The sequence below is a fragment of the Nitrospira sp. BLG_1 genome (assembly GCF_047338595.1).
Taxonomy (GTDB): domain Bacteria; phylum Nitrospirota; class Nitrospiria; order Nitrospirales; family Nitrospiraceae; genus Nitrospira_D.
Window position 1 is genome coordinate 190418 of the sequence record NZ_JBLFBO010000002.1, and the last position, 23805, is coordinate 214222.

Here is a 23805-nt window from a genome sequence, read left to right on the forward strand (position 1 = left end):
TCTTTTCCTTCCTCAAGTGGGGCAGGATGGTCGATCCCCCCTTACGCGCATGCACCAAGCACCGCCTATAATTTCACAACCTGATTGATCACGTGTGCGCGGGGCACGAGCACAAGAGATTGACCAAGGCGCCCTAGCAGCACCCCATTCCGTGCGGCAACTTAAATCTGCACCCCTCGTCATTATGTTGACAGATCGCCGTCTGCATTCGTCCCGCCGACCCTCCACCAGCCACCACCACGACCTCGCTCGATGTAAACGGCTTCTTCAAGACGACATAGCCATACCACTGCCGTAGGCTATCACTCAAGACAATCAATCCCAAGACCGCCACCGCCGCGACCAGCACTGCATCAAGATAGAGCGAGAACGCCTGGCCTGCCGCCAATGCCGCCGCCTTCCTCAGAAACATCCAGAACATTTGGTAGGACCCGGTCAGCGTAATCACACCGACGAAGAGCATCGGCAACGCCGTCACCCAGAGATAGGAGGACTTCCACATCTTGATCAACACCGTCGTCCCGATGCAGAGCGCCAGCATACCCAGTAGTTGGTTCGCGGCCCCAAACATCGGCCAAATGGTTGAAATACTTCCCGTCCCAATCAGATAGGCCCATGCCCCCACCACTAAGCCACTGCTCACGACGACACCAGGAATCCAGTTGATGCGCCGAAACGGCGCATAGACTTTTCCCGCCATCTCTTGAACGAGGTAACGACCCACACGAGTCCCTGTATCAATTGTCGTCAGAATGAACAGCGCCTCGAATACCAGCGCGAATTGATACCAATAGGCCATCAGACCCGACATTCCTGGCAAGGCAGAAAAGATCGACGCCATCCCTACAGCCAAGGACACAGCCCCTCCTGGGCGCCCCGCCACATCCACCTCAACCATTTGTGACAGTTCAGCAATTCGCGACGGAGGAAAACCCATCGCTGACAACGCATCCGCACCCAATGTCGTGTTGATCGCCAGGTAGTCGCCTGGAATCAACACCGAGGCGGCGATCAACGCCATCACGCCTACAAAACTTTCTAATAGCATCGCCGCATAACCCACCACCGCCTGCGACTCCTGCTCGATCATCTTCGGAGTGGTGCCTGATGAGACCAGAGAATGAAAGCCCGAGATCGCTCCACAGGCAATCGTGATGAAGAGAAAGGGGAAGAGGGTACCAGGAATGATCGGTCCGCCGCCATTGGCAAACTGCGTCACGCGTGGCATCTCGATCGTGGGCGCCATGAGGATCACACCAACCCCAAGCAAAAATACCACGCCTAGTTTCATGAACGTCGAGAGATAGCCACGCGGCACCAGCAACATCCAGCCAGGCAATACCGAGGCGAGAAACCCATAGCCAGCCAAGAGCCAGACCAGCGACGGCTTGTCGAACTCAAACAACCAAGCATAAGGCGACTGTGCGACGACTCGACCAAACAGCACCGCAGCAAGCAATAGGACGACGCCAAGAATTGACACTTCAGCCACTGCACTAGGGCGAAACTTCTGGAGATAGAAACCCATGAGCAGGCCGATCGGGATCGTCATGGCGATCGTAAAGGTACCCCAGGCATTGTGATAGAGCGCATTGACCACCGCAAAACCCAGCCCAGCCAGCGCCACCATCACAATAAAGAGCACCGCTACCGCTGTTGCTATGCCGGTGACAGAACCCAGCTCATCATGCGCGATCTCAGGGAGCGAACGCCCATTGCGTCGCATCGACGCCACAAGGATGATGAAGTCCTGTACCGCCCCGGCAAGCACGGCCCCAATCACTAGCCAGAGAAACCCCGGCACAAATCCAAATTGTGCCGCCAACACCGGGCCAAGCAAGGGTCCCGCCCCTGCAATCGCGGCGAAGTGATGGCCAAAGAGCACGACCTTATTGGTAGGGTGAAAATTGACACCATCGTTCAACCGCACCGCCGGCGTCACATGTTGATTGTTCAGTCCAACGACATGTCTGGCCAGCCATCGGCCATAGAATCGATAGGCCAGCACATAGATACAGGCCGCCGCCACGACCAGCCAAAGACCGTTTACTTTTTCATTGGGATTGATGACCCCGACCACATGGGCCAGAGCCAATGCGCCAAGAAGGGAAAGCAATACCCAGAGCAGATTCACGGCCACTTTCATGCGCGGCATCCTAACAACCCGCCAGCCGCTTGTAAATCCAGAGCACCGATTGCACAGGATTTGACAGAGGCGACCGACATCGAGAATAACTCACCCGCAACCATCTCTAACTGTGCCCATCCACTAATGTCTGAAAGAGTTTAGAGATGGCGGGTGTGCCTCTCTTAGATATTGCTTCAATGACTTGCCGATGCAATCCATCTCGCGGGAGGGAGAGCGTATTGAGGAGCGAGTCTTAACGATCTGACGGAGCGCAAGCCATGAGCTGGGTCTTCCGGATACCACGGCACATATACCCGTTGAGCGTGAAATCGAGGCCCCTGAGCAGGCATTTCGCTTACACCCCTTTGCGTCGTTTCAAACACCGTTCGCCTCGCTCAGCCCATCGCTCGTTTAGCTGAAACCGTAGCCTCCACGCGACGCTCTCTCCGACAACCGATCAATGGATCGGCGCCTCGGTTTTGGATATACTCTCGCTTACCATGGCATCGGATTCGTTCCCCTCGCAATCTTCCCCGAGAGACCGCCGCGAATTTTACCGTATCACCAGTACCCTTGCCATTCGCCTTCAACATGAGACCGACACGTCCGAAGGCCCTTTTTCAAAGGCACCTGTCAATCTCAGTGCAGGAGGGATCGGGGTGACGACCAACACGGCCTTTCAGACGAATGAGATTCTCCTCTGCACCTTGCTACTGACCGATCAGGAACCCTTCAGAGTCTACGTGGAAGTCTTACGAGTTGATCCCGTTCACAACCCGCCTCACACCTTTCGTCTTCATGGTCGTTTCATCCGAATGAGTACACCAGAACGTGAATTCTTGGTCAGAACGATTCTCCATCTGCAACGTGAACATCTCGCCAAGCACTATTCTGCATAATATGGGGGGCAAGCGATCTGCCTGTCGCATTCAAGATTCCTTTGAATCTCCACGCCTTGTCCCCACCAATGAGGGATTTCCTTTAGCTAATACGGTCGACTAGACTGCCTTACCGTGGAATTCACACGAACTTATTCACGCCAACACTATCGCGTTCCCCTTACCGTGCAGTACCCCGTGCTGTTTTCCGCGATTGACAGGATTGCAGAGGGGAAAGTCATGAACCTCACGGTGTTCGGCTGCACCATTGAATGCACTGATGCCCTGCAGCAGGGAACCCCGCTGCGAATGCGATTGATTCTTCCAGACCAGGTTCAGTCGTTAGCGGTAGAGGAAGCAGAAGTTCGATGGGTCCAAGGGAATCGCATGGGGGTTCAATTCCACAAGGTTGAGCGTGCCGCAGATTTTCGGCTCCACGGATTTGTGTGGGATCGCATGATCGAGCGATTTCAGACAATTGTTCAGGATGGGCTCTCTGCGCGGTGATCTTTGCTCAGTTGCCGCTTTCCCACCAAAACGAGACAGACCAACCCAATACCGATCCAGACGACTTCTCGGAACCGTCGCAACAGCGCAAAGGTAATACCCGTCACATCGCTGTAGCCAAAGGCCTGTAATAAGAGGAGATTCCCAGCATCCTGCGCCCCAAGGCTACCCGGAATAAAACAGGTCCCGCCTTTAATCAGGGCAGCCAAGGCGCCGATCGAGATGACCAACCACGGGCTGGCGGTGTCACCGAGGCAAGAGAGAATGACAAACACCTCGAGCGATTCAGCCAACCAGCCAAACAGGCAAACTCCGGTTGAAAGTGCGAACGCCTCACGGTGGTGTCGGTAGAAACTCAGAATCGTTTGGTCGATGGAGCGCAAGTGCTCTTCTTGCGTCTCAAGCACCCGAATCCGCAATCCCAGTTTCTTGACCATCGACAGCATCGAGGCAAAGAGCCCGCGTTGCTGGACAAAGACAAAGCCACCAATCGAACAAACCAACACCGCTACACTGACAATTGCCGCCGTAATGGTCTGTCCCGCCGAACCGCCAGTACCCACAATGAAAAGCCCAATGACAATCCCGACAAGGATATAGAAGACTTCGGCAATCGTCAGAGTTGTCTTGGCAATCACCACGGACGCAGCGCCCTCCGTAATCGGAACATGGTGCTGCTTCAACAGATACACCTTGAGTGGTTCGCCACCCAAATAGGCCGTGGGAGTGGTCATATTCACCACTTCGCCGGCCGTTCGGATTGTCAGTAGGCGCCAGAACGGCACGGCGTTCGCGGATGGTCCCAGCACCAGCTTCCACCCATAGGCCTCGATCACATACATGATGACAGAGGGAATCAACACAGCAAGCAGCGCGGCAGGCCCGAGCCTCGACCCCGCCTCATAAATGTTGCTGGGTCCGATATTCCAGACAAGTAGACACAGAACGATGAGGCCAACAGCAAGTAGGATATAGCGCAACACGTGAGTCGGATGGGGAACGTAGTGGTTATAGCCGAGGTAACGCGACTGCAGACGGACGGATCACCCAGACCATGGCACCGGCGAACAGGAGCGAACCGATCGCCGCAAACAGAAGAAACCAAAAGAGCTGATCGAACAACGCGAACCCGATCAAGGACACTGAGAAATCACGACTGGCGACGTTTTTCAACATCACATCGGCCCAGGCCGCATGGGCCGGAGTCCTCCATCCGACGGCACGTTTGATCTTCTGCGCCTTTTCGACGAGCAGGAACGAGAGACCATTGCCCAGCACGGCTGCCCCACCCAGTGCGAGCGGTACCCAGTCATCTTCTTGCCCGATTTGTGCCGTATAGAGCCCGAGGGCAATCCCCGCGAATATCGCCATATGCACGAAATTATCCAGAGCAATATCGAGCCAGGCCCCGAATGGCGATTCCGTGAAGGTCAATCGGGCGACTTCTCCGTCGCAGCAATCAATCACCGCTGCCAGTTGAAACAACAGGGCGGCCAAAATGCCGGCACTGTAGGTTCCCAAGCCAAACCCTGCAGCAGCTACCAGCCCAATAAGCCCCGCTAAGACCGTGATGGAATTGGGAGACAAGCCGAGCTCGAGGAACAGACGTGTGAATCCACGAGAGACCTTCCGATTGAAATATCGATCAACGAATCCTTCAAAGTCTCCCTTGAGGGAGCTGAACAGCTTCCTTTCAGCTCTCTCCACATCCTCCGAGGTCCGCACCGGCTGATACCATGTGCCTCGCTTCTCCTCGGCCGTCACCACATGCAGTCGCCCATCCGCTGCAACCTGCTCGATCCACTGACGGATCGGCGTGCTGCCTTTTTCATACGCACCCACGTTAGCCGCGTTCATGAGGCTCGCCGGAACAACAAGAAGCTCGGCGATCAACAGGGTTGACTCGTCCGGACGAACAGAGGCCATGGTCGTCGGGACGGGAAACTGAATTTTCACGCGCATACCGGAATTCGTCGGCAGCTCGTCCGCCTGCGGTCTCGGCTGGGCCACCACGATGGCATGACCATCCCGTACATCCTGGCGTAATTGCTCAATTAACCCGTGTGAAAACACGCCATTGACGGTCGCGATAAGCGCAAATCCACGGACTTCAGCTGCCAAGGCTTCCCATGTCCGAGGATCATCAATGGGAAATTCTCGCATTGGCATCCACCGGACAGGAATGGTGACCCGTGGCCCCTTCGCCAGGGAACGCTTGAGCTGCTCCTCATCGGGACCGGAGAGGACAATCAATTGGCGAATCCCGGCCCGCTGCAATGCAAGCACGGTTCGTTGAAACAGGCCGATCCCCACAACACTAGTGAGGGGTCCTAGTTCACCAACTTCCGATCCGATTGGCCCGCCAAATACTCCAACTGACGGAAGCAGAATCGCCGTCGCCAATCCTTGGATCTCGACTCGCTTCTGAAGAATGCCTTTACTCATGGTTCCAGGGCACCAATTTCCAGCTATCGTCGCTCGCACCCATCACTTTCTCACAATCTTGGCAAAACTTCCAACTCAGCTTTTTTTATATCATTGATAAAATCGATCTCGGTCCAGGGCAATCCTCCGATCTTCTCATGCCCCACCCGTACATCGCGGAAATATTCCAACAACGCGTCCTCGTACTCCATCTGCCACATATTTTTCTCAATGTATCCACGGAGGGACGAAACGAGCCGAGGTGTGTCGGCATACTTCACACGGAGAAACCCCACTCCTTCACCGGCATAATCAAAGCGGTCCGGCATCTTCTTCGTAAGGGCGATCACCCTCCCCCCGGCCACAACCACCATGCACTCTTCACCGGTTTGGGTGACGGTCTCATCCATCAGCAACGCATTCTCACAGGCCGACGAAACAAGGCGCCGCAAAATGTCTCTGTGGAACAGCACATCGGCATCCATGACAATGGTGTCGTCATCGAGCGCAGACCGTGCGATCCACAAAGAGGAAATACTGCCCCGATGAAACTCCTCATTGACCAAGAATGTGACACCGACTCCACAGGAATCGGCCGCCACAGCCTCACGAATCATCTCCTGCTTATATCCGACCACGATGTCCGCTCGCCGAACCCCAATCGCAGCCAGTGACTCTAAATAGCGGTGCAAGAGGGATCGCCCCCCGAGCTCAATCAAGCACTTGGGGCGATGTTGCGTCACCTCCCAGAGCCGTTTGCCGACTCCCGCCGCAAGAATGATCGCCTTCATTTCTGACGACACGCCTGTTCAAATGCGTTGAGAAATCCGCCGAACTGTTCTTCCGTCAGCGCTCCCATATTGGCAACACGGAAAATTTTGTTCTCCAAGTTGCCTTGCCCGGCATAAATCACGTAGCCCTGCTGTTTCAGACGATCATGCAAGACGTGGTATGACAGGCCTTCCGGCAGGTGGTACGCCGTAATGGTATTCGATTGTCGCTCAACCGGAAGAAGAGGCTTCACCCCGAGCTTGGCCATTCCCTCACGGATCACCGTTGCCATCTTCTTGTAGCGTTGGATACGATTCGATACGCCTTCTTCGAGCAGCTCATTCAACGCCTCGTCGAATGCGTAGTAGACCTGCACGGCCGGTGTGAACGGAATCATTCCCCGCCCTTCGTTGTCGATGTAATGGGTTAGATGGAGATACCACGAACGTTTTGGGTACTTGCGCATTTTTTCGACGAACCCCTTCCGGACAAGCACGAAGGACACACCCGGGAATCCCTGGATGCATTTTCCTGCCGTGCCTACCACCATGTAGATGTGCGACTTGGCGATATCGAGCGTCTCTCCAGCCAAGGCGCTGACGGCATCCAGTACGAACACGCGATTCTGATTGTCGACAATTTCGGCGACCTCGTGGACGGGATTAAGGAGTCCGGTCGTCGTCTCATGGTGCACCATTCCGACGACATGCACTTCTGGATGCTGACGAAGAGCAAGCAGCAGCCGTTCAGGATCAGGACGAACCGTCCACTCATACTTCAACTCACTGACTCCTAAGCGATGGAGCCCGATGATCTGGGACATCCGCTCGCCATAGACCCCGTTGTTGAGGATGAGCATGCGTTTGCCATGAGGAAGCGACGACATCAACGCGGCCTCAACAGCAGCAGTCCCTGACCCCGTCATAAGGACGGCAACGTATTCCGATTCAGCTCCTGGAACAAAGGCCGAACGTAGTTTGGTTTGGATACGATGAAGCAGCTCAGAGAACTCTTCTTCCCGGTGACAGATGTCGGGTTTCACGAGCGCTTGACGGACACGCTCCGAAACATTGACCGGACCTGGATTCAGGAGAACCATCTTTTTCTCCTTCGGGCTACAAACAGACAATCCCACACGTCGGTGGACTTCCTCTCAGCTATCCCTCAATCGCTTTCATGAACCGCCGGGTAATGACGGAAGGTTCGTGCATCACACGCCCTGCATCTTCTACAAACTCATTCACCTTGATGAGCAAGAAACTCGGACCATCCTTCTTCAGCATGTCCTTGAATTCGTAGACCAGATCGGCACGATCAAGCACCCGTTCCACATTGACGTAGCCGGCTGATTTGGCCACCTTGTCCAAAGGCACCACGTTGGAAATCGTAGGCTGATTCCCCGTCGTCCCATACACTTCGTTATCGAACACGACGTGGATAAAATTCTTTGGTCGCAACGCACCGACCGTCGCAAGCGTGCCCATTCCCATAAGCACATTCCCGTCCCCATCGAACGTCACCACCTGCTTGTTCGGCTTTACCAAGGCGACGCCGAGTGCAATCGCAGCGGCATTCCCCATAGATCCGACCATATAGAAGTGTGTGGGGCGATCGGCAATCTTGTGTACCTCACGAGAAGGAAACCCATTACAGATCACGACGGGTTGATCAGCTAACAACTCCAACAACGTCACAATCGCCTGGGCCCGGCTGATGAGCGTGCCTTCTTCCGGTCTCATGGATGCAGTCCCCTCACCACACCCTTCGCGAGGAGAAGCACGACGGGAATCTGCATCTTTGTCGAGGTATCGATAACCCATCGAACATCTTCGACGACCGTTTTTTCGGTCAATGTCCGATGAGGGATCCTCACCGTGTCGAGCAGTTGCAGCATGGCCTCGCCCATCACCCGATGTTCGGGCGCATCGTTTCTATCTTGGCCCCGCCAGGACACGAGCAACAGACAGGGTTGGCGATAGATTAGATTGAGTGAAATGAGGGTATTCAAGCAAGTCCCGAGTCCGGAATTCTGCATCAAAACAGCTGGGACCCTCCCTGCCATGTATGCGCCTGCCGCTATGCCGACCGCTTCATCCTCCCGGACAGCCGGGATATAGACCCCTCGAATCATGAGTTCCGCAATAATTCCACCAAGGATGGAATCCGGAACCCCGGTGAAAAAATTCACCCCCACATCCTGCATGCTCTGTACAAATACGTCGCTGTCAATCACAAGAGGTGTCCCGCACACTTGCTCGATAGATACAGGCTGAAACCGGCGCATTATAAGATAGCCCTCGGCGGATTCTCAAGAAAGATTGTGTGGTTGTGTTCATACCAGGCACATGGTAGCGTGAGGAAATTCGCGATGGACCCGACTCAACTACGAACAGTGACTCGCATCCCTCATCTGACATATCATCCCAGGATTGCTGCGCTGCTACTCCTCTTGATACTCGGCATGGACTCGGCATGGGCGGTATCCATGACGGACGATCCGAAGGGCTTTCGAGATATTCTCTGGGGGACAATCTTGTCCTCGCGCCAGGATGTGGAGCCATTTCGCTCCAGCACCCACGTCATTGAATATTTACCCAAGACAGATTCGCTCTCGTTTGCCGACACTCAGATGACCAGCATTCTCTACCTCTCAGTCGATAATCAGTTCGCACGAGTGACGATCCGCTACCAGGGCAGTAACGTCCATAAAGAAGTACTCGCGTACCTAGAAACTCGTTTCGGTCGATTGGATCGCATACCAGGGCAAATGACACGAGGCCTGACACAGCAATATAACTGGCGTGGATCCGATACGGAGATCAACCTGACCTATCAAGCCGGAACAGAGCGAGGTTATATTTTCTTTGATAGTCGAACCCTTGCCCCGCGGTTCAATGACTACATCACTGACTCTGCAGAGTAGGTTATGGCGAGGCACTCTTTAGGACGATTGGCCTTCCTCGTATCAGTATTGGCACCTCTGGCCTTTCTAGGGTCGAGCCAGTTCTCATCTGCGGTCCCTATCGCACATGATCCCAATGGGTTTGAGACGATTCCGTGGGGATCGATTCTTGAAGAAATGAAGGCGTTCACAAAAATCGACGATGCAGGTCGCATGCAGGCCTACGAGTTGAGCGGACAAATTCCCATGCTCGGAGGAGCCCCCGTGGACTCCCTGCGCTTTACCACGTTTGAGAAAAAATTAGGTCGTGTAACTGCGCGGTATACCGGTCAAACGAGCCACGCTAAGATCCTGAGCTATTTGGAATCGAAGTATGGTCCCCTTGATCGTACACCAGGCCAAATTGCTGCTGGTTCGACCAAGGTCTACGCCTGGCAAGGAATGTACACAGAGATTACGTTGCGCTTTGAAAGCGGGCTTGAACGCGGGATCGTATTTTTTGAAAGTCGAACCTTACCTGAAAAATTGACTGATGAGACCTCAACCACGGCTTTTTGATCATTTCTCACCGTAGGGAATTCTCGGAAGGTCCTCGCTATGTTCCAGCCGTATCAGTTCACGCCGGATGTGAATCTTTCCGTCTCGATCGTTCAGGCTTTCCTGCCAATCTTGATATCCATCCACCAGCTTCCCCCGGGCTATTTCTTAACCGCAACTCCAGCGAGTCGCATGTCGAGAAGCTCCACTATTCTTGAATTCATTTTGCAAACAATCCCACTGACGTTATGATCGTCAAGTCAATCATGATTGGCCGAAAGCAGTACAGCCCGCTCGACAAACGATGTGCCGAACGTGTCGCCATTACCTGTCGCGTACACTATACCGGTGAAGTCCCGACTCAACCCCATCAAGGAGAGGGGCTCACAAAAAACATCTCGGTTTCCGGATGCCACGTCATTAGTGACCAGCATGTCACTCGGGGAACACTCCTGACGCTTACCATCGCTCTTCCAGACGGATTGCCTCAGTTATCTTTAGAATCAGCGCTGGTCGTTTGGGTATCTGGCAACCAATTTTCAGTTAGATTTCTGGATCTGAGCCGCGACCATCGAAAACGGATTCAAAACTTCATTTGGAAAAGTATTTCCCACCATACTGTGAGCGACCATCGGACGCGATTCCGGCTTGTCTAGCCTCTCTCAATTGCTGCAATCACCTATTTTCTTTGTATCGTATTTCTTCTATCTTGCGCTCTGATCTGTTTTTTTTCATTCGGTCCTCAGCTCAGCAAGGTCGTTTCAACCTCATCTAATCCTGTAACCGGCACCTCGCGACTTCTCATCTCTCTGATGCCCCAACCTCTAGATGGGGCATTCCCCCCGCATAAGAGGGAGGGCAAAAGCGTCATGGCGCGCTAGCCTTCACACAGGCGACATCCAGAGGACAAGGTGCTTATCAACAAACTACAGCGGGGAGCCAGGAGGTTGATTTTAAGGAAACGTGGATCGCAGTTTCAGGAGATTAGGAGGGCGAGGATCAAGGAGAAGCCTGGCATGAAACATCGCATTTTGTGTACTCAGGTTAATAAAACAATCGGGAGGGACATCCATGAGGCAGGCACGGGAAACATCCAAAATTGAACCACATCAATCCTATCGTTCAATCGAACGCCGGAGCCTATTAAGAAAGAATGTCTCTTTGGGGCTCATGTACTCGGGAGTATCTGGTGAGGATGTTCTGATTGGGGATGGGACCATTGTGAATCTCTCCGAAAGTGGATTATGTCTTCGTGGCGATATTCCTGTCCCGGTGGGCATGGAGCTGACATTGTTCTTATATCTTTCAGACGGGGATGAGCCCTTATTCATCCTAGAATCGACGGTCGTCTGGAGTGTCGGTTCACTATTTGGCGTCGTATTCAATGACCTCAGCCTCTCTGATAGAGAGACACTGCGGTCATTTCTTCACACTCAGACAGTCGGCCAGGCGTAGTTGATCTCTTACCTTTAAATGGCCTGCAGCCCCTTCGTGATAACCATCCCGGGAACGGGATGGTTATCACAGGGCGATCCCCTCTCTACCAATTTCACAGAGCCTTCGTAGTGCACAGGCACCCATAGCCTCGAGGAACAGCACCCCTCGATCAAAGCCTTTTCTTCAACAGATTGTCGCCTGTTGTCCTCCCGCGTCCGAAGAGGCTCATCCTGTCGTCTTCACGTTGCACCTTGGAACTTGGTCACATCCCCCCATGAACGATCCAGATCCATGGTTTCGTGTATCCCGAACATTGCTAATGCGGTGTTATCGTTTCGCGTCTCTCACAAACTAGAGCTGACTTCATATCGCGAGGTCCTCGATCTCATCGACATCGTTGCTCATCACATACCAGCAAGGCCAAGCTCTGATGCAATCTTGTCTTTCAATCAAACGACGTGCTACCGTGATAAGTGCTTACTCATCTGCCATGAACAACGTTGTCAGACCGGCTCGCCAGCAGCTAGGCAGGACCTCGATTCATCAACGGCAGGCAAGCCTGATCAGTGCAGCCGTATCGCTTTTTGCGGCAATAGGTTTTAGAGGGACCACAACAAAACCAATCACGCTGGCAGCAGGTGTCAGCGAGACACTGCTTTTCAAACACTTCCCTACCAAGCACGCTCTGTACTCGGTCCTTCTATCTGAGAAGACCCATTACTCTGTGGACTACAGGAATCGCTGGAAGAGGCCGCAGCGAAACGAGAAGATAAGCGACTCTTCATGTTGCTTGCCAACTATCGAATCAGAAAGGGAGCAGACCCAATATTGTTTCGTCTACTCCTGTCCAGTGCGTTAGAAAGCCATGCGATGTCGGATATGTTTTTTCAGCAACAGTATCGAATATTTCATGATCGCCTTTCCGGCTATATCCGACAACGCATCGATGAGGGTGCCTACCGCTTAGTGGATCCGGTACTGGCGGCGAGAGCTTTTTTCGGCATCATTGTCCATCATCGATTGCTCCATGACATTCTGGGTTTACCCATGCATCTGAGTCATGAGACTGCCGTGGAGGAGTATGTCTCCCTGTTCCTCAACGGACTCATTCCGCAATGACTCAATCCGCCGTGATTCAATCCTGATATGCACCAACTCTCTCGCCATCCGTTGATCGCTCTAGGCTTGATCGTTGTTTTGGCGGTCATTGGTCTGGTGGTCTTACGCCTCACTACTGGTGCCAAAACTGACACGGTGCGAACGCGTGTGGTCACGGTAGGGATTGCACCACCGATTCGAGCAGACCTCAACATTCGCTTAGCCTATACGGCTGATATCTCACCCTATCAGGTCGTCAATATTTTCTCCCGGGTTGACGGGTATATCGCCAAGCTCCATGTGGATAAAGGTGATTTCGTGAAGTTCAACCAGTTACTGGTTGAAATTGACCATACGGACTATCACCATGCTGTGAATCAAGCCAAAGCCAATCTTTCGGCCGCTCAGGCAAAAGTCGCACAACAGGATGCCGTCCTTCGTAACGCCAAACTGACATTTGATCGTATGCAGGCGCTCATCAAAGACCAATTCGTGTCTCAGCAGGATTTGGATAATGCTCAGGTCAACCTCGATGCCGCCACCGCCGCACAGAATTCGTTCCAAGCCCAAGTCAATCAAATGAAAGTGGCACTGGCTCAGTCGGAAAGGAACTTGACCTACTCGTATATCCGAGCACCGTTTGCGGGCTATGTTGCGGAACGGAACCTTGATACCGGAGCGTATGTGAGCAGCGCAACCGCGAGCACGTCCACAATGTCGCGGGGTATCATGAGCCTACATGACATCAATACTGTCCGCGTATTGATTGAGGTCGTTGAACGGGATATCCCTCTCGTACAGGTGGGACAACCAGCTGAGCTTCGCGCGGAGGCTTACCCCGACCATGTATTCAAAGGAACTGTGACACGCATCGTCCAAGCCTTGAATCGCGCAACCCGTACCATGACCGTCGAGATCGACTTACCAAATAGTGACCAACGACTCAAAGGAGGCATGTTTGCTCGAGTTGAGGTCCTGGTGGGAACCCACCGCCAGGCTTTACAAGTCCCGATCGATGCTGTCAGCCGACTGGAAGGCACCCAGTACGTCTATGTCGTTCGAGACGGTAGAGCCCGACGTATAGAAGTTGAGGTCGGACCTCGCAGCGGCAACCGCATTGAAATTCTTAAAGGATTAATGGGGGATGAAGCGGTGATCGTATCCGGTAAAGACTTAGTCCACGATGGAAGAGCGGTGCAAACCCAACCCCTCACTACTGGGGAACGTGAGACGTAAGACATGAGATGCAAAGGAACAACAAGATTTCGCCGGCCCCCTGACGACTCTCTCACGAAGGGTTTCCCCTTTCACTTTTCACCTTTCACCTTTCACCGACCTATATGTGGCTGACCCTTCTCGCGTTGCGCAATCGCATCGGGATCCTCATGCTCTCGCTCGCGATGGTCGTGCTGGGGCTCACGGCTCTCCAACGCTTGCCGGTGGATCTCTTCCCTCAAATCCAGGTCCCTGTTGCTTTTGTCGGCGTCATCTATAAAGGGGCACCTCCACTCGATATCGAGCAAAGCGTCGTGTACCCGATTGAGAAAGCGGTGAGCTCTGCCTCCAATGTTGAACATGTCGAATCATTCAGCAAGCAGGGCCTCGGGGCTGTGCAGATCTGGTTCAACTGGGGAGCCGATATCAACGTGGGGCAGATGGAGGTGATGCAGCGCATTACTCAGATTTTGAATAGTCTCCCACCAGGCATCCTGCAACCCTTTATCGTCAAATTTGACGTATCCAATATCCCCGTCTCCATCGTGTCGGTCGCGAGTGACGAACTGGACGAACGAGCCCTCTATGATCTGGCGTACAACACCATCGCCCCCCAAATCGAACAAATCGCGAACGTCGCGGCAGCCACGGTCGAAGGCGGAAGAATCCGCCAAATCAATATCAATCTCGACCCCGCGTTGCTCAGTGCCCGCGGGCTTTCGATTCTCGATGTCGTGAAGTCCGTCAAAGCCTCAAACGTCATTCTCCCTTCCGGTGATGTCAAATCCGGCAATCTCGACTACAACGTCTTCACCAACAATCAATTCCGCACCGTGGAGCCCATCCAGGACGTCATCATCAAGGTGAATCCGCAAGGTAACCCAGTCCGGGTACGCGATGTGGGAACCGTGACCGATTCGTCTGACATTCAAACCAATATCGTGCATGCAGACGGAGCCAGATCCGTGTTCCTTCGTGTGAACAAACAGCCGATCGCCAATACGGTCGAAGTTGTGGATGCCCTCCGTGCAGCCTTACCCAAAATACTTGGAGTTCCCGAGGGAGTAAATCTCAGCATCTCATTTGACCAGTCTCTCTATATACGCCAGTCCATCCGCAATCTCGTTGAACAGGCCCTTCACGGCTCGTTGCTGGCCGCAGCAGTGATCTTCATCTTTCTGCGCAACCTGACGAGCACCGTGATCGTCTCCGTCGCCATTCCGCTCTCCATGCTCGTCACCTTTATCGTGCTCTATTTCACAGGACAAACGTTGAACGTCTTCACGCTCGGAGGACTTGCTCTCGGCATTGGTCGACTCGTTGATGACTCCATAGTGGAACTGGAAAACATCCAACGGCACCTCAATACCAACCCCAGCCGTTGGGACAGTATTCTCACTGCCGCCCGAGAAGTGGCCATGCCGATTTTGGCATCGACGGTGACAACGGTGGTGGTCTTTCTGCCCATGTTTTTCGTTGTTGGTATCGCGCGTCTGTTGTTGATTCCCTTGACGGTCACCATCGCGATCGCGCTCTTTACATCCTTCTTGGTCTCTCGAACAGTCACCCCTGCTCTCTGCTACAAATTCCTCAGACCAGAACAAGAGGCCCATCGGGCAATGCCACATTGGCTAGCCACCCTCATGGAATGGAGCCGTCACCGCTATGACTCGCTCGACAGAGGTTACGAAGACTCCTTGCGGTGGGTACTTGGACATCGCCGCCTCTTTATCTTGACGGTTCTGCTCATCTTTATCGGCTCACTCACATTGATCCCTCGGATTGGAACAGAATTCCTACCTGTGTCCGATGAGAGTCAGTTTCGCCTCGTCCTACGGGCCCCGGTCGGCCAACGAGTCGAAAGGACCGAACAACAAGTCACTGAAGTAGAGCGTGTCCTTCGTACGGTCATCCCTTCGAATGAACTGGAAACCATCGTCTCCAGTACCGGCATTTTATCCCAAGGCCGTGCCTCTCTGTTTAATCCCAACACCGGACCTCATACCTCATCGATTCAAGTGTATTTGGTTTCACCAGAAAAACGGACCAGGAGCCAAGTCGATATCATGAACGATGTCCGTCCGAAGATCGTGAAGCTGTTTCCCGGTGTCTCGATGTATTTCGACCCTGGAGGGATCGTCAAACGTGTCACCAGCTTCGGATCTCAAAAGGCCGTCGATGTGGAAATCTATGGGTATGACTTTGACAAAGCCAGAGAGGTTATCGCGCAAGTGAAGGAGATCATGGAGCAGACTCCCGGCCTGGCCGACATCGAACCGAGTCGTGAAGAAAACTACCCGGAAATCAACGTCACGGTCGATCGAGAGAAAGCCGCACTGCTCGGTATCAGTGAAGCGGATGTCGCCAGTACCGTCCTCTTTTCTTTAAATGGGAATGGCCAAACCGACCCCATCATTTACACAGACCCGCACAACGGTAACGAGTACTTCATTAATGCTTGGTTAGCCGAGGAGCATCGATCCTCTCTCACCGATCTGGAACACATTCTCCTCACGACCAAGACCGGTGAGCCTGTGTTGCTGAAAAATGTGGCGTCGCTCAAACTGAACGCGGGCCCGGTCAAGATCGATCGTAAATATTTCCAGCGTGTGATTCACCTGACGGCCAATCCCACTACGCGCACACTCGGCGAGATTGCAACCGATCTGGAGTCAGCCTTTTCTGAACTGCAGCTACCGGCAGGATTCAGCATCAAACTGGCCGGACAAATTCAACAACAACGTGAAACCTTTCAGGGAATGCAGTTCGCTATCGTACTGTCACTCCTGCTGGTCTATATGGTGATGGCCGCTCAGTTTAAATCACTCATCGATCCGTTCATCATCATGTTTGCAGTGCCGATGGGTCTCCCTGGTGTCATCTTGATCTTGTTCCTCACCGACACGACGCTTTCGACCGCATCGCTGATGGGCATCATCATGATGTTTGGGATTGTTGTCTCGAACGGGGTGTTACTGGTGGATTACACCAACGTCTTGCGGCGCCGAGGCACTCTTCTTCAGAACGCCGTGGTGACCGCCGCACGTACGAGGTTGCGGCCGATTCTCATGACCTCACTCGCAACGATCTTTGGACTCCTGCCCATGGCGATCGGGCTAGGCACCGGCGGGGAAACGAACGCGCCTCTCGCACGAGCCGTGGTTGGAGGCCTGAGTGTCTCCACCCTCCTCACCGTGTTTCTCATCCCGACGTTGTATATGATTTTAGAAGAATGGGTACCGAGAGACCTGGAAAAAGAGCGGCACCATTCCACACAAGCAATCCCAAGTGCGGTTGCAACGACAGAATAGCGGCCTTAACTCTTGGTGATGTTGGGAAACAAAGACTTCAGCTGCATGGCCAGTCCAATATCTCCGGTAACCTGTAACCGTCCTGACATGGCCATCATCATCCCGCTCACTTGTCCGTTCAACACCTTGATGCAGTCTTCACCAGTCATCGACAATGTCACGTGTGGATCAGCATGAGCCCCGTCTTTCATCAGACAGGTCCCATTCTGTACCACCAAATGATACTGCCCACCTTGATCCCCCTGGAGATCGAACTGATAGACCGCATCGAGATTTTCTGCCGCCTCCTTGTCAAACTTGGCCGGCAAAGAACGGAGCACATCTTGGATAGTCGTCACTTTCATAGTTGGGCATCATGCTCAGGATAAGAGAGTTTATAAAACACGTCGGGGGCGCCAACTGTGCGCCCCCGACAAGATCTCAACGCGGATGAAAGTCTAGTAACGAAGCGTGGCCGTCGCAACGCTACGACGAGCACCGAAAAACTCTTTTGAAAACGATTCGACAACTGCCGGATCATACCCCTTGCAGCTGAAAATGTCGAGGTAGGCATGGTTGGTGGCGTTGGCAAAATGGCCGCTGATCAAAGACGTGGAAATCAGCTGCACCATCGAATAGCCTGCTACAGGCCCATCGCCAAAATCGACGACCTGACATTCGCCAAAACGTTTCATGTCGATAAGTTCGCAGAGCTCGACGACATAGCGCTTGATATATTCAGCATCTCGAATTAGCTCAGGATTGCAATCGTGGAGGTCAACAGCGGTGCAGAGTCCCCAGGCTTTGCCGCTTCCCACCATATCCTGGATAGGACGGGCAGCAGCCTCAGGGGCAGTGGATGGTAAGATCGTGGACTCGGAACTAGCCGAGGTACTCATAGAGGGGGGTTCCCTTTCTGTAAGAAGGTTGAAGTGACAGAAGCTGTCATGCGTGAACTATACCATGTTTTTTTCCGATCGTATGGGATGATAAAGAATATTTTGGCTCCGGCAGGAAGACCATCATCGATTAGTTGACAAGGTCTCAACGCTCAGGAAGAATAGGCACTATGGTCTCTACTTCAGACGTACCTCGAATTGAGTTGCCTGATCGTCTCTGCACCTGGTGCAAAGTGATCATGACCAAACGGCTGGTCGGGGGAAAACAGTTTATTCATTACACCTGCCCAAAGTGCATTTTCCAGCACACTCGCCGTCTGACATCACAGTCATAACCATATGACTTTATTTGCCATTTTCATTTCATGGCATTGAAGTTCGCAGGCTCTGCCTAGACGGAATCGGCACCTCCATACACCCGTGAGCCCCCAGCGTACATCGCCTCCCTGGTGACAATATCTCACGCGTACCCCAGTCCCGACAGTCCGAAGCCGCTCGAAGCTTGATTCCGGTCTAACTCCGATTAGAACCGGACGGCCCCCTTACTCAACGAACAGAGAGCTATTCAGCGCGATGCAAATGGACGGGGCTATCGGAAGACCTCTTCTGCCCAGGTCGGCACGGAAACGATTATGCAACCGTTCGACAAGCCATACACGGTTCCATAGCCCCCCCGCGTTGCAATCGCCCCTTCCGACCAACCTCGACACGTGAAGACTTGCGCTTAAATCCCATCGCCATGTCTCCTGGTTCCATCACCATTGCAAGAAGGTAACAGCAGTCTAAAACGTTCCTGAAACGCTAGTCAGCATTACCCATACCAATTCGTGGCCCTTCAACTGGCTCAGGGCCCCGAGCAGAGTCGAAGGGTGAGGTTATGGCGACAGGGGAAACCAGAGCATACTTGACGGAGTATGTCGAGGATACGAAAAACGAGTCGGCCAGGTCAGTAGAAGCGTTCGGAAACAATCCCGGTTAAAGTTTTCCCGATACCAATGTACGCACTTGCTCCATACGCCGACGGTTGACTCCGAGATCGCTATACCCGGTCCGGGATGCTGAGCGAAACTGAATGGTCTTGGTCATCTCATCGAGAATAAACTCGATATCATCGACAAACCGAAGCAGGAGACTGGTGAACTCATAATGGAGGTAGGCCTCATCTTCTTCAATGAGTGTGGCACGGGGCAAACTCGCTATGACCGCCTTCAAAGCCTCCTTTGCTTCGACCCGAGATTTCTTGTACCGAAACGGCGCAATGGCATGCGTCTCATCAGTCGCCTGAGTCGAGACACAATTGGGACTGGATGGACATGCTGACAAGGTTCGTTCGCTCATGGAAGCGTCACTTTACCCTCTCCCACTATGGCACGCAACCAGACTTCGACCACCAGTACCGCATCGGCCGGAATAAACCCCGGGACGCCTTTGTCACGATAAGCCAGATGTGGGCTGATGCGAACCCTCCGATACCCGCCGACTTTCATGCCTAGCAGCGCGTGTTCTACGCCAGCAATCGTCTGACGGCTACCAAGCCGAGTTGTGTGGTCAAGGAGGACGGTATCGTCGACGACTCGAAACACGTCCTTGGGCAGAGACCTGATCTGCTCCTCCTGAATCCTCACCTCTTCGCCTTTGTTCAGAAAGATTCGGGAGTTATAGATAACGTAGTCACCTCGCTGAGCTTCTCGCCCCTCCCCTTCTCGCTCTTCAAGTAGCCGCAGCCCACTGAGTCGTTCCATGATACAGCCTCAGTAGGAAATGGTCGCCAGCGTTGGTTGGGTCTCCCCCTGATCCACCACCGAGACCGACACCCGCCCAAGGATGCGACCGTCTCCCGCTTCGACATCCACCCGCCAATCGCCTGGATCAAGACGTTGCTTGAAGCTATAGGCTCGATAGCCTCCCTCGCGCCCCCCTGATATCTTGAGTGGAATCTTATCTGCATGGGAAAAAGGCCGGCTGCCATGAGCCCGATAGTACCAGTGATGATAAATCGTGGTATTGAGGTCGACCGGGGCGAACACGGCGGTGAAGCAATAGATCGGCGTGTTCGAAGGAAACGTGGTATCCGATCGTTTCCAAAACTCATACCACTGTCTTTCAAAGGCTAATTCGAATTGGTCTCCGGGTCGCTTGACATCGTGATAGATCCCACCGAACTTCAGCGAGAGCGGCACGGGGGGAATCCAATTCAAAAAATAAAACCCGACAAGCACTCCGATCAGCGCCGCAGCAGGAACGGCCACGCCGATACCTTCCTCCCGCGATCGATCTGGATTGTTTCGATAGATCAACTGAGCCACGCGTAAAATCACCGCGACACTCAGCATCGCCCCGACCACAAAAATTGCCACATTCATGTAGCCGGTAATCACGGGCAAGAAAAACGTGAAGAACGCAAAGCAGACCACCGCGTAGAGACTGACAAGCAATCGAAGATTCGAAAGCCGGTCACGCAAGAACTCATTGGCCACTAAGAGCATGATCAGGAGGGTAAAGAACACTGCGGTGCCGGAGAAGGTGGCGCTGCGTGAGTAGAAAATCGTGTAGGCACTGAAGAGGCTGCCTAACAGAAACTGGCTGGCCATGGGATAGTACGGACGGCTCTCCAACACCCAGCGCATGAAGGGAGAGGATGCCGCACGCTGTTCAGGATCCGGCGGAGACTCTATTCCGACCCGACCTGTCAACACAATCAAAGCTCCAAGCATGGCAAGATACAGCAGGAGGATTAAGTTATCTTGAAGCCGGTCTATCCGCGTGAGCGTCAGCGTATCGTACGTCACGCCGGAGAGGAAGAACACAGCCGGCATGAACGGTTTTGTGAGAAGAGACTGAACTTTGGTCAGAGGACTCATGCCGGTACTGTGCGAAATTTCGTTCGATTGTTCGATACAACTACTGAATCGTACGGCAGCCTACACCATGCCAGAGACGGATGCTCAACATGGTCATCCATCTCACCCACCCAACCCCAGCGCGCGGCTCGACTGAGCTCGCCGAAGTCCGAGACGTGACTTTCACCGACCAAGGCCGCACTCTCGTGCCTTGTTGGTCGTATCTCGTATTTCGCAAGCGAACGACGCTTCACCGTTCGACATACTCACGGCCCTGAGTTTTATCGAAGGGCGAGATATGTTTCACGCGCATGAATCGATGCGAACACGCAATTGGAGGCTTTTTTGAGTATTCCGTCATACAAAGGCAGGCAGCGGCGCATACACGACGGGATGCCCGATCACTCGTTCCAACCAGGGTGCCATGTCGTCCTCTGGGAGTGGTGCTTGGTTGAGACGCACTTCAACCTTGAACTGTTCATGCCCCCCAACAATACCGATGATCGCGGAGGCATCGCCACGATCAGGTAAGAGCGTCTGTGTTTGAAACTCACAGAGCGTAGCGTAGAGGACCCCATCAGGCTTGATGGCAGTTAATATCTCAGGAAGTTCATCCAGCGGGCAGTGGACCGAGCATCGATACATCAGCCGCGGGCTTGGCTCAATAGCTTGGAACTCAGCCAACGCCGCTTCGGAAAACCCTGTTAGATAGGCTCGAACCCCGGCCGGCTCAGGATGAAAGGTCTCTGCGAGCTTACTGGACGGGACAAGAAATTCAAACGCATCGGACGTATTATACTCAAATTGGCAGGGCCCAAAGGCATCGGGCCATGAGCAGAAGAACGGAAAAGACACGTCAGCGGGCCGCAGAACGACCGCCTCCTTCTCTACAGAGGTTTCGATCGGAAGATCCAGGAGAGTGATCGCTTCCAGAAATGCCGCTCGCCGCTCGTCCAGCCATCGCATCCGGTCCGTATCACCCCGCGTTTCCCCTGGGGTGATGACGTGGCTCGTTTGGAGCCGGATTCGAATGAACGAATGCGCATGGCGAAATCCAATCCAGCACATCGCGCGCGGCTCGTGAAATCTTAGGCGTTCTCGAATGCGCCAAGGATGACTGATGGAGCAATAAGTCCCGATGTCCTGATGACGCTGGTAAACCGTATGATAGGCACCGGACAGGAGAAAGAAATCCCCGCGCCACCCCTCCCGCATATGGATCAGGGTGACATCTTCCGTCGCCCACGGATCAAGCTGATCGATGGCATCGAGAGACGGAACCGTCCATTCCTCGACGTAACAGATAACATCCTGAGCCGGCGAGACTGGTTTCAATCCCAGAGCCGCCAGCCGTTCCCCGACTGCGAGCGCGTGCTGAAAACTCAATGGCGTCGTCGTTTCCCACCGCCGCTCTCGCACGGATCATTTCCTTTAGTGCGCCCCGAGGTCAGAGGCAGCACGATACGCACACCGACGACCGCATCTCCTCCATCAGATTCGATGGAAGTTCCACCCGCTCATTTCTGCCGGACCGACCTCAACGCCTTACGCTCGATCATCGTGTCGCCCAGCAGTCGCTCAATTCCATCCCGCAAGGTGGCGGAGAGTTGCTCCTGCACATCGTCATTGTTGAACCAAAAGACGGTCCGCGAACGGGCCCCTTCTACTCTGCGAATAGTGGTGCTGTGATCCGACTGATTTTGTGCCTGCACATGAAAGCGACTGCTGGTTTCAATCACCGTCGAAAAGACCCGGCTCTTGGCACTCGCTGAAAAATCTTGCACCTGCCCGGTGATGACGATGTCCGCATCAGGCACCGCGCCGGCCGGAGCGACACGTACGTTCCAGACACGATCGTTCCACCCTCGTGTTTTCAATCGGTCCGCAAGCCGCTGCGTGAGCATCTCAGCGAGTCGATCGCCCGGCACATTGAAATACGTCGTGCCTCCCCACAGATGCGTGCGTGTCCCGACACGGCTCTTGTCCGTCCGTCGATCTTCAAAGGGTTCAATGACGATCTTGACTGGCTCGATGTCGGTCACCTGTACCATTGGCAGCTTTTCACGTAAGTCGAGAGTCCGCACCTCTCCAGTTCCCCGACAACCGGCCAACATAGCCGCCACTATGATGGCACAGCCCAGAACTCGCAACGACGATGGCTTCACAGGCGCCTCCCTGTCAAAGTTGGGACATAGTAGTGGGCACAGTCTACCCAAGTTGGGCCTCGGAGACAATTAGGATTACATGGTTAGCGAGTCACGATAGGGAGCATGGCCTGAAAGGTCTCGCAGGCCACGTGAGGCAGCTGCCCGTTCTGAATGTTCACATCCTCAAAAGAAAAACACCGTAACACCTTGATCAGTGATCGCTCGGCCACGATGGCGGCAATCTGAGCTTTTCGATCGTGCGTGATCGGAAAGGTATAGCCCTCTCCCCGTTTCCACTCCCAGAGCGCCGGGGCCAGCGACAATTCCAGCCCTCTTCCCGCCACTTGGTGATATCGCCCAAGAAGCTGCTGCTTATACTGCCGAAGCTCACCGCCTTCCAACAGCAGGGCACACACCACGTAATGCCCCCACCAGACCAACGTACGAAACGTGAACGTCTGCCCACCCTGGAAGTGTTTGGGATAATCGAGATACTGATAGGGGAAATCCTCCAGATGCTCCCCCTTTACTAGCTGATGGGCCTTTGAGTCAAAACCGGGAGGGGTCATGAGCGTGACAGCGGGAAGGTCCGCTTGCAGCGCCCGGTGCGTCCCTTCGAGCATGCGTCGGATCTTCGCAGTGATCACAGCTTTCCGTCGAAACAACTGTGCATCCGCCAACAACGTTGTCTCATCATCGGTGAACGCAAGTGACTGAGGCATCGCATCACAT

The 23805-nt window shown here is 53.8% G+C and carries 25 protein-coding genes; 10 read left to right on the forward strand and 15 right to left on the reverse strand.

Annotated elements, in window-relative coordinates:
* Positions 1-133: 133 nt before the first annotated feature.
* Positions 134-2146 (reverse strand): carbon starvation protein A, encoded by a 2013-nt coding sequence (locus tag ACMTNU_RS03095; RefSeq protein WP_413933727.1) that lies wholly within the window; start codon positions 2144-2146, stop codon positions 134-136.
* A gap of 482 nt (positions 2147-2628) precedes the next feature.
* Here ACMTNU_RS03095 and ACMTNU_RS03100 point away from each other — a divergent pair, with 482 nt between their 5' ends.
* Positions 2629-3027, forward strand: coding sequence for a flagellar brake protein (locus tag ACMTNU_RS03100; RefSeq protein WP_413933728.1), 399 nt, complete (start codon positions 2629-2631; stop codon positions 3025-3027).
* 114 nt (positions 3028-3141) lie between these two features.
* Positions 3142-3513, forward strand: coding sequence for a PilZ domain-containing protein (locus tag ACMTNU_RS03105; RefSeq protein WP_413933729.1), 372 nt, complete (start codon positions 3142-3144; stop codon positions 3511-3513).
* On the opposite strand, the gene ACMTNU_RS03110 is transcribed toward ACMTNU_RS03105, so the two are convergent.
* Genes ACMTNU_RS03110 through ACMTNU_RS03135 form a run of 6 tightly spaced genes read right to left on the reverse strand, consistent with a single transcriptional unit; the run spans position 3489 to position 8941 of the window.
* Entirely contained in the window at positions 3489-4496 is a 1008-nt protein-coding gene (locus ACMTNU_RS03110; protein ID WP_413933730.1) for a lysylphosphatidylglycerol synthase transmembrane domain-containing protein, read from the reverse strand. The genes ACMTNU_RS03105 and ACMTNU_RS03110 overlap by 25 nt on opposite strands.
* Positions 4497-4521: 25 nt before the next feature.
* On the reverse strand, positions 4522-5958 hold the full coding sequence (locus ACMTNU_RS03115) for a CDP-alcohol phosphatidyltransferase family protein (protein WP_413933731.1): 1437 nt from the start codon (positions 5956-5958) through the stop codon (positions 4522-4524).
* Positions 5959-6008: 50 nt separating this feature from the next.
* Positions 6009-6728 carry an NTP transferase domain-containing protein gene (locus tag ACMTNU_RS03120; RefSeq protein ID WP_413933732.1) on the reverse strand — a complete coding sequence of 240 codons (720 nt, stop codon included), beginning with the start codon at positions 6726-6728 and terminating at the stop codon, positions 6009-6011.
* Complete coding sequence (locus tag ACMTNU_RS03125; protein ID WP_413933733.1) at positions 6725-7807, reverse strand: pyridoxal-phosphate-dependent aminotransferase family protein; 1083 nt, start codon at positions 7805-7807, stop codon at positions 6725-6727. Before ACMTNU_RS03125 ends, ACMTNU_RS03120 begins: the two co-directional genes overlap by 4 nt.
* A 58-nt stretch (positions 7808-7865) precedes the next feature.
* Positions 7866-8447, reverse strand: a complete 582-nt coding sequence (locus ACMTNU_RS03130; protein ID WP_413933734.1) for a thiamine pyrophosphate-dependent enzyme — start codon at positions 8445-8447, stop codon at positions 7866-7868.
* A complete protein-coding gene (locus ACMTNU_RS03135) occupies positions 8444-8941 on the reverse strand; it encodes a thiamine pyrophosphate-binding protein (protein ID WP_413933735.1) in 498 nt (165 codons plus the stop codon). Before ACMTNU_RS03135 ends, ACMTNU_RS03130 begins: the two co-directional genes overlap by 4 nt.
* Before the next feature lie 135 nt (positions 8942-9076).
* Between ACMTNU_RS03135 and ACMTNU_RS03140 the strand changes: the two genes are divergently transcribed.
* From ACMTNU_RS03140 to ACMTNU_RS03175, 8 genes are all read left to right on the forward strand, one after another.
* Positions 9077-9631, forward strand: coding sequence for a hypothetical protein (locus ACMTNU_RS03140; protein ID WP_413933736.1), 555 nt, complete (start codon positions 9077-9079; stop codon positions 9629-9631).
* A 3-nt stretch (positions 9632-9634) separates the two neighbouring features.
* Positions 9635-10168 carry a hypothetical protein gene (locus ACMTNU_RS03145; RefSeq protein ID WP_413933737.1) on the forward strand — a complete coding sequence of 178 codons (534 nt, stop codon included), beginning with the start codon at positions 9635-9637 and terminating at the stop codon, positions 10166-10168.
* A 245-nt stretch (positions 10169-10413) separates the two neighbouring features.
* Complete coding sequence (locus ACMTNU_RS03150; protein WP_413933738.1) at positions 10414-10803, forward strand: PilZ domain-containing protein; 390 nt, start codon at positions 10414-10416, stop codon at positions 10801-10803.
* A gap of 514 nt (positions 10804-11317) precedes the next feature.
* On the forward strand, positions 11318-11602 hold the full coding sequence (locus ACMTNU_RS03155; RefSeq protein WP_413933906.1) for a PilZ domain-containing protein: 285 nt from the start codon (positions 11318-11320) through the stop codon (positions 11600-11602).
* A 472-nt stretch (positions 11603-12074) separates the two neighbouring features.
* Entirely contained in the window at positions 12075-12443 is a 369-nt protein-coding gene (locus tag ACMTNU_RS03160; RefSeq protein WP_413933739.1) for a TetR/AcrR family transcriptional regulator, read from the forward strand.
* On the forward strand, positions 12368-12703 hold the full coding sequence (locus ACMTNU_RS03165) for a TetR/AcrR family transcriptional regulator C-terminal domain-containing protein (protein ID WP_413933740.1): 336 nt from the start codon (positions 12368-12370) through the stop codon (positions 12701-12703). Before ACMTNU_RS03160 ends, ACMTNU_RS03165 begins: the two co-directional genes overlap by 76 nt.
* Positions 12704-12730: 27 nt before the next feature.
* Positions 12731-13918: an efflux RND transporter periplasmic adaptor subunit gene (locus ACMTNU_RS03170; RefSeq protein WP_413933741.1), complete on the forward strand. Its 1188-nt coding sequence runs from the start codon at positions 12731-12733 to the stop codon at positions 13916-13918.
* A 104-nt stretch (positions 13919-14022) separates the two neighbouring features.
* The gene (locus ACMTNU_RS03175) at positions 14023-17208 is read left to right on the forward strand and encodes an efflux RND transporter permease subunit (RefSeq protein ID WP_413933742.1); all 3186 of its coding nucleotides are present in this window, start codon (positions 14023-14025) and stop codon (positions 17206-17208) included.
* A 5-nt stretch (positions 17209-17213) separates the two neighbouring features.
* Here the strand turns inward: ACMTNU_RS03175 and ACMTNU_RS03180 are convergent, their stop codons facing one another.
* The 8 genes from ACMTNU_RS03180 to ACMTNU_RS03215 form a co-directional block, all read right to left on the reverse strand.
* The gene (locus ACMTNU_RS03180; protein WP_413933743.1) at positions 17214-17552 is read right to left on the reverse strand and encodes an SCP2 sterol-binding domain-containing protein; all 339 of its coding nucleotides are present in this window, start codon (positions 17550-17552) and stop codon (positions 17214-17216) included.
* Positions 17553-17645: 93 nt separating this feature from the next.
* The gene (gene speD, locus ACMTNU_RS03185) at positions 17646-18008 is read right to left on the reverse strand and encodes an S-adenosylmethionine decarboxylase (protein WP_413933907.1); all 363 of its coding nucleotides are present in this window, start codon (positions 18006-18008) and stop codon (positions 17646-17648) included.
* Between the two features lie 1053 nt (positions 18009-19061).
* Positions 19062-19424, reverse strand: coding sequence for a DUF1499 domain-containing protein (locus ACMTNU_RS03190; protein WP_413933744.1), 363 nt, complete (start codon positions 19422-19424; stop codon positions 19062-19064).
* Positions 19421-19828, reverse strand: a complete 408-nt coding sequence (locus tag ACMTNU_RS03195; RefSeq protein WP_413933745.1) for an FKBP-type peptidyl-prolyl cis-trans isomerase — start codon at positions 19826-19828, stop codon at positions 19421-19423. Before ACMTNU_RS03195 ends, ACMTNU_RS03190 begins: the two co-directional genes overlap by 4 nt.
* 9 nt (positions 19829-19837) lie before the next feature.
* Positions 19838-20947 (reverse strand): DUF2914 domain-containing protein, encoded by a 1110-nt coding sequence (locus ACMTNU_RS03200; protein ID WP_413933746.1) that lies wholly within the window; start codon positions 20945-20947, stop codon positions 19838-19840.
* Between the two features lie 336 nt (positions 20948-21283).
* Positions 21284-22345 (reverse strand): hypothetical protein, encoded by a 1062-nt coding sequence (locus ACMTNU_RS03205; protein WP_413933747.1) that lies wholly within the window; start codon positions 22343-22345, stop codon positions 21284-21286.
* Between the two features lie 98 nt (positions 22346-22443).
* Positions 22444-23091, reverse strand: coding sequence for a YajG family lipoprotein (locus tag ACMTNU_RS03210; RefSeq protein ID WP_413933748.1), 648 nt, complete (start codon positions 23089-23091; stop codon positions 22444-22446).
* 83 nt (positions 23092-23174) lie between these two features.
* Positions 23175-23795: a hypothetical protein gene (locus ACMTNU_RS03215; protein ID WP_413933749.1), complete on the reverse strand. Its 621-nt coding sequence runs from the start codon at positions 23793-23795 to the stop codon at positions 23175-23177.
* Positions 23796-23805: the final 10 nt, after the last annotated feature.

Excerpts from the sequence above, each read along its gene's own strand:
- ACMTNU_RS03095 (WP_413933727.1), bottom strand. The coding sequence starts at position 2,146 with ATGAAAGTGGCCGTGAATCTGCTCTGGGTATTGCTTTCCCTTCTTGGC.
- ACMTNU_RS03100 (WP_413933728.1), top strand. The coding sequence starts at position 2,629 with ATGGCATCGGATTCGTTCCCCTCGCAATCTTCCCCGAGAGACCGCCGC.
- ACMTNU_RS03115 (WP_413933731.1), bottom strand. The coding sequence starts at position 5,958 with ATGAGTAAAGGCATTCTTCAGAAGCGAGTCGAGATCCAAGGATTGGCG.
- ACMTNU_RS03120 (WP_413933732.1), bottom strand. The coding sequence starts at position 6,728 with ATGAAGGCGATCATTCTTGCGGCGGGAGTCGGCAAACGGCTCTGGGAG.
- ACMTNU_RS03125 (WP_413933733.1), bottom strand. The coding sequence starts at position 7,807 with ATGGTTCTCCTGAATCCAGGTCCGGTCAATGTTTCGGAGCGTGTCCGT.
- ACMTNU_RS03130 (WP_413933734.1), bottom strand. The coding sequence starts at position 8,447 with ATGAGACCGGAAGAAGGCACGCTCATCAGCCGGGCCCAGGCGATTGTG.
- ACMTNU_RS03140 (WP_413933736.1), top strand. The coding sequence starts at position 9,077 with ATGGACCCGACTCAACTACGAACAGTGACTCGCATCCCTCATCTGACA.
- ACMTNU_RS03145 (WP_413933737.1), top strand. The coding sequence starts at position 9,635 with ATGGCGAGGCACTCTTTAGGACGATTGGCCTTCCTCGTATCAGTATTG.
- ACMTNU_RS03150 (WP_413933738.1), top strand. The coding sequence starts at position 10,414 with ATGATTGGCCGAAAGCAGTACAGCCCGCTCGACAAACGATGTGCCGAA.
- ACMTNU_RS03155 (WP_413933906.1), top strand. The coding sequence starts at position 11,318 with ATGTACTCGGGAGTATCTGGTGAGGATGTTCTGATTGGGGATGGGACC.
- ACMTNU_RS03160 (WP_413933739.1), top strand. The coding sequence starts at position 12,075 with ATGAACAACGTTGTCAGACCGGCTCGCCAGCAGCTAGGCAGGACCTCG.
- ACMTNU_RS03165 (WP_413933740.1), top strand. The coding sequence starts at position 12,368 with ATGTTGCTTGCCAACTATCGAATCAGAAAGGGAGCAGACCCAATATTG.
- ACMTNU_RS03170 (WP_413933741.1), top strand. The coding sequence starts at position 12,731 with ATGCACCAACTCTCTCGCCATCCGTTGATCGCTCTAGGCTTGATCGTT.
- ACMTNU_RS03175 (WP_413933742.1), top strand. The coding sequence starts at position 14,023 with ATGTGGCTGACCCTTCTCGCGTTGCGCAATCGCATCGGGATCCTCATG.
- ACMTNU_RS03180 (WP_413933743.1), bottom strand. The coding sequence starts at position 17,552 with ATGAAAGTGACGACTATCCAAGATGTGCTCCGTTCTTTGCCGGCCAAG.
- speD (WP_413933907.1), bottom strand. The coding sequence starts at position 18,008 with ATGGTGGGAAGCGGCAAAGCCTGGGGACTCTGCACCGCTGTTGACCTC.
- ACMTNU_RS03190 (WP_413933744.1), bottom strand. The coding sequence starts at position 19,424 with ATGAGCGAACGAACCTTGTCAGCATGTCCATCCAGTCCCAATTGTGTC.
- ACMTNU_RS03195 (WP_413933745.1), bottom strand. The coding sequence starts at position 19,828 with ATGGAACGACTCAGTGGGCTGCGGCTACTTGAAGAGCGAGAAGGGGAG.
- ACMTNU_RS03200 (WP_413933746.1), bottom strand. The coding sequence starts at position 20,947 with ATGAGTCCTCTGACCAAAGTTCAGTCTCTTCTCACAAAACCGTTCATG.
- ACMTNU_RS03215 (WP_413933749.1), bottom strand. The coding sequence starts at position 23,795 with ATGCCTCAGTCACTTGCGTTCACCGATGATGAGACAACGTTGTTGGCG.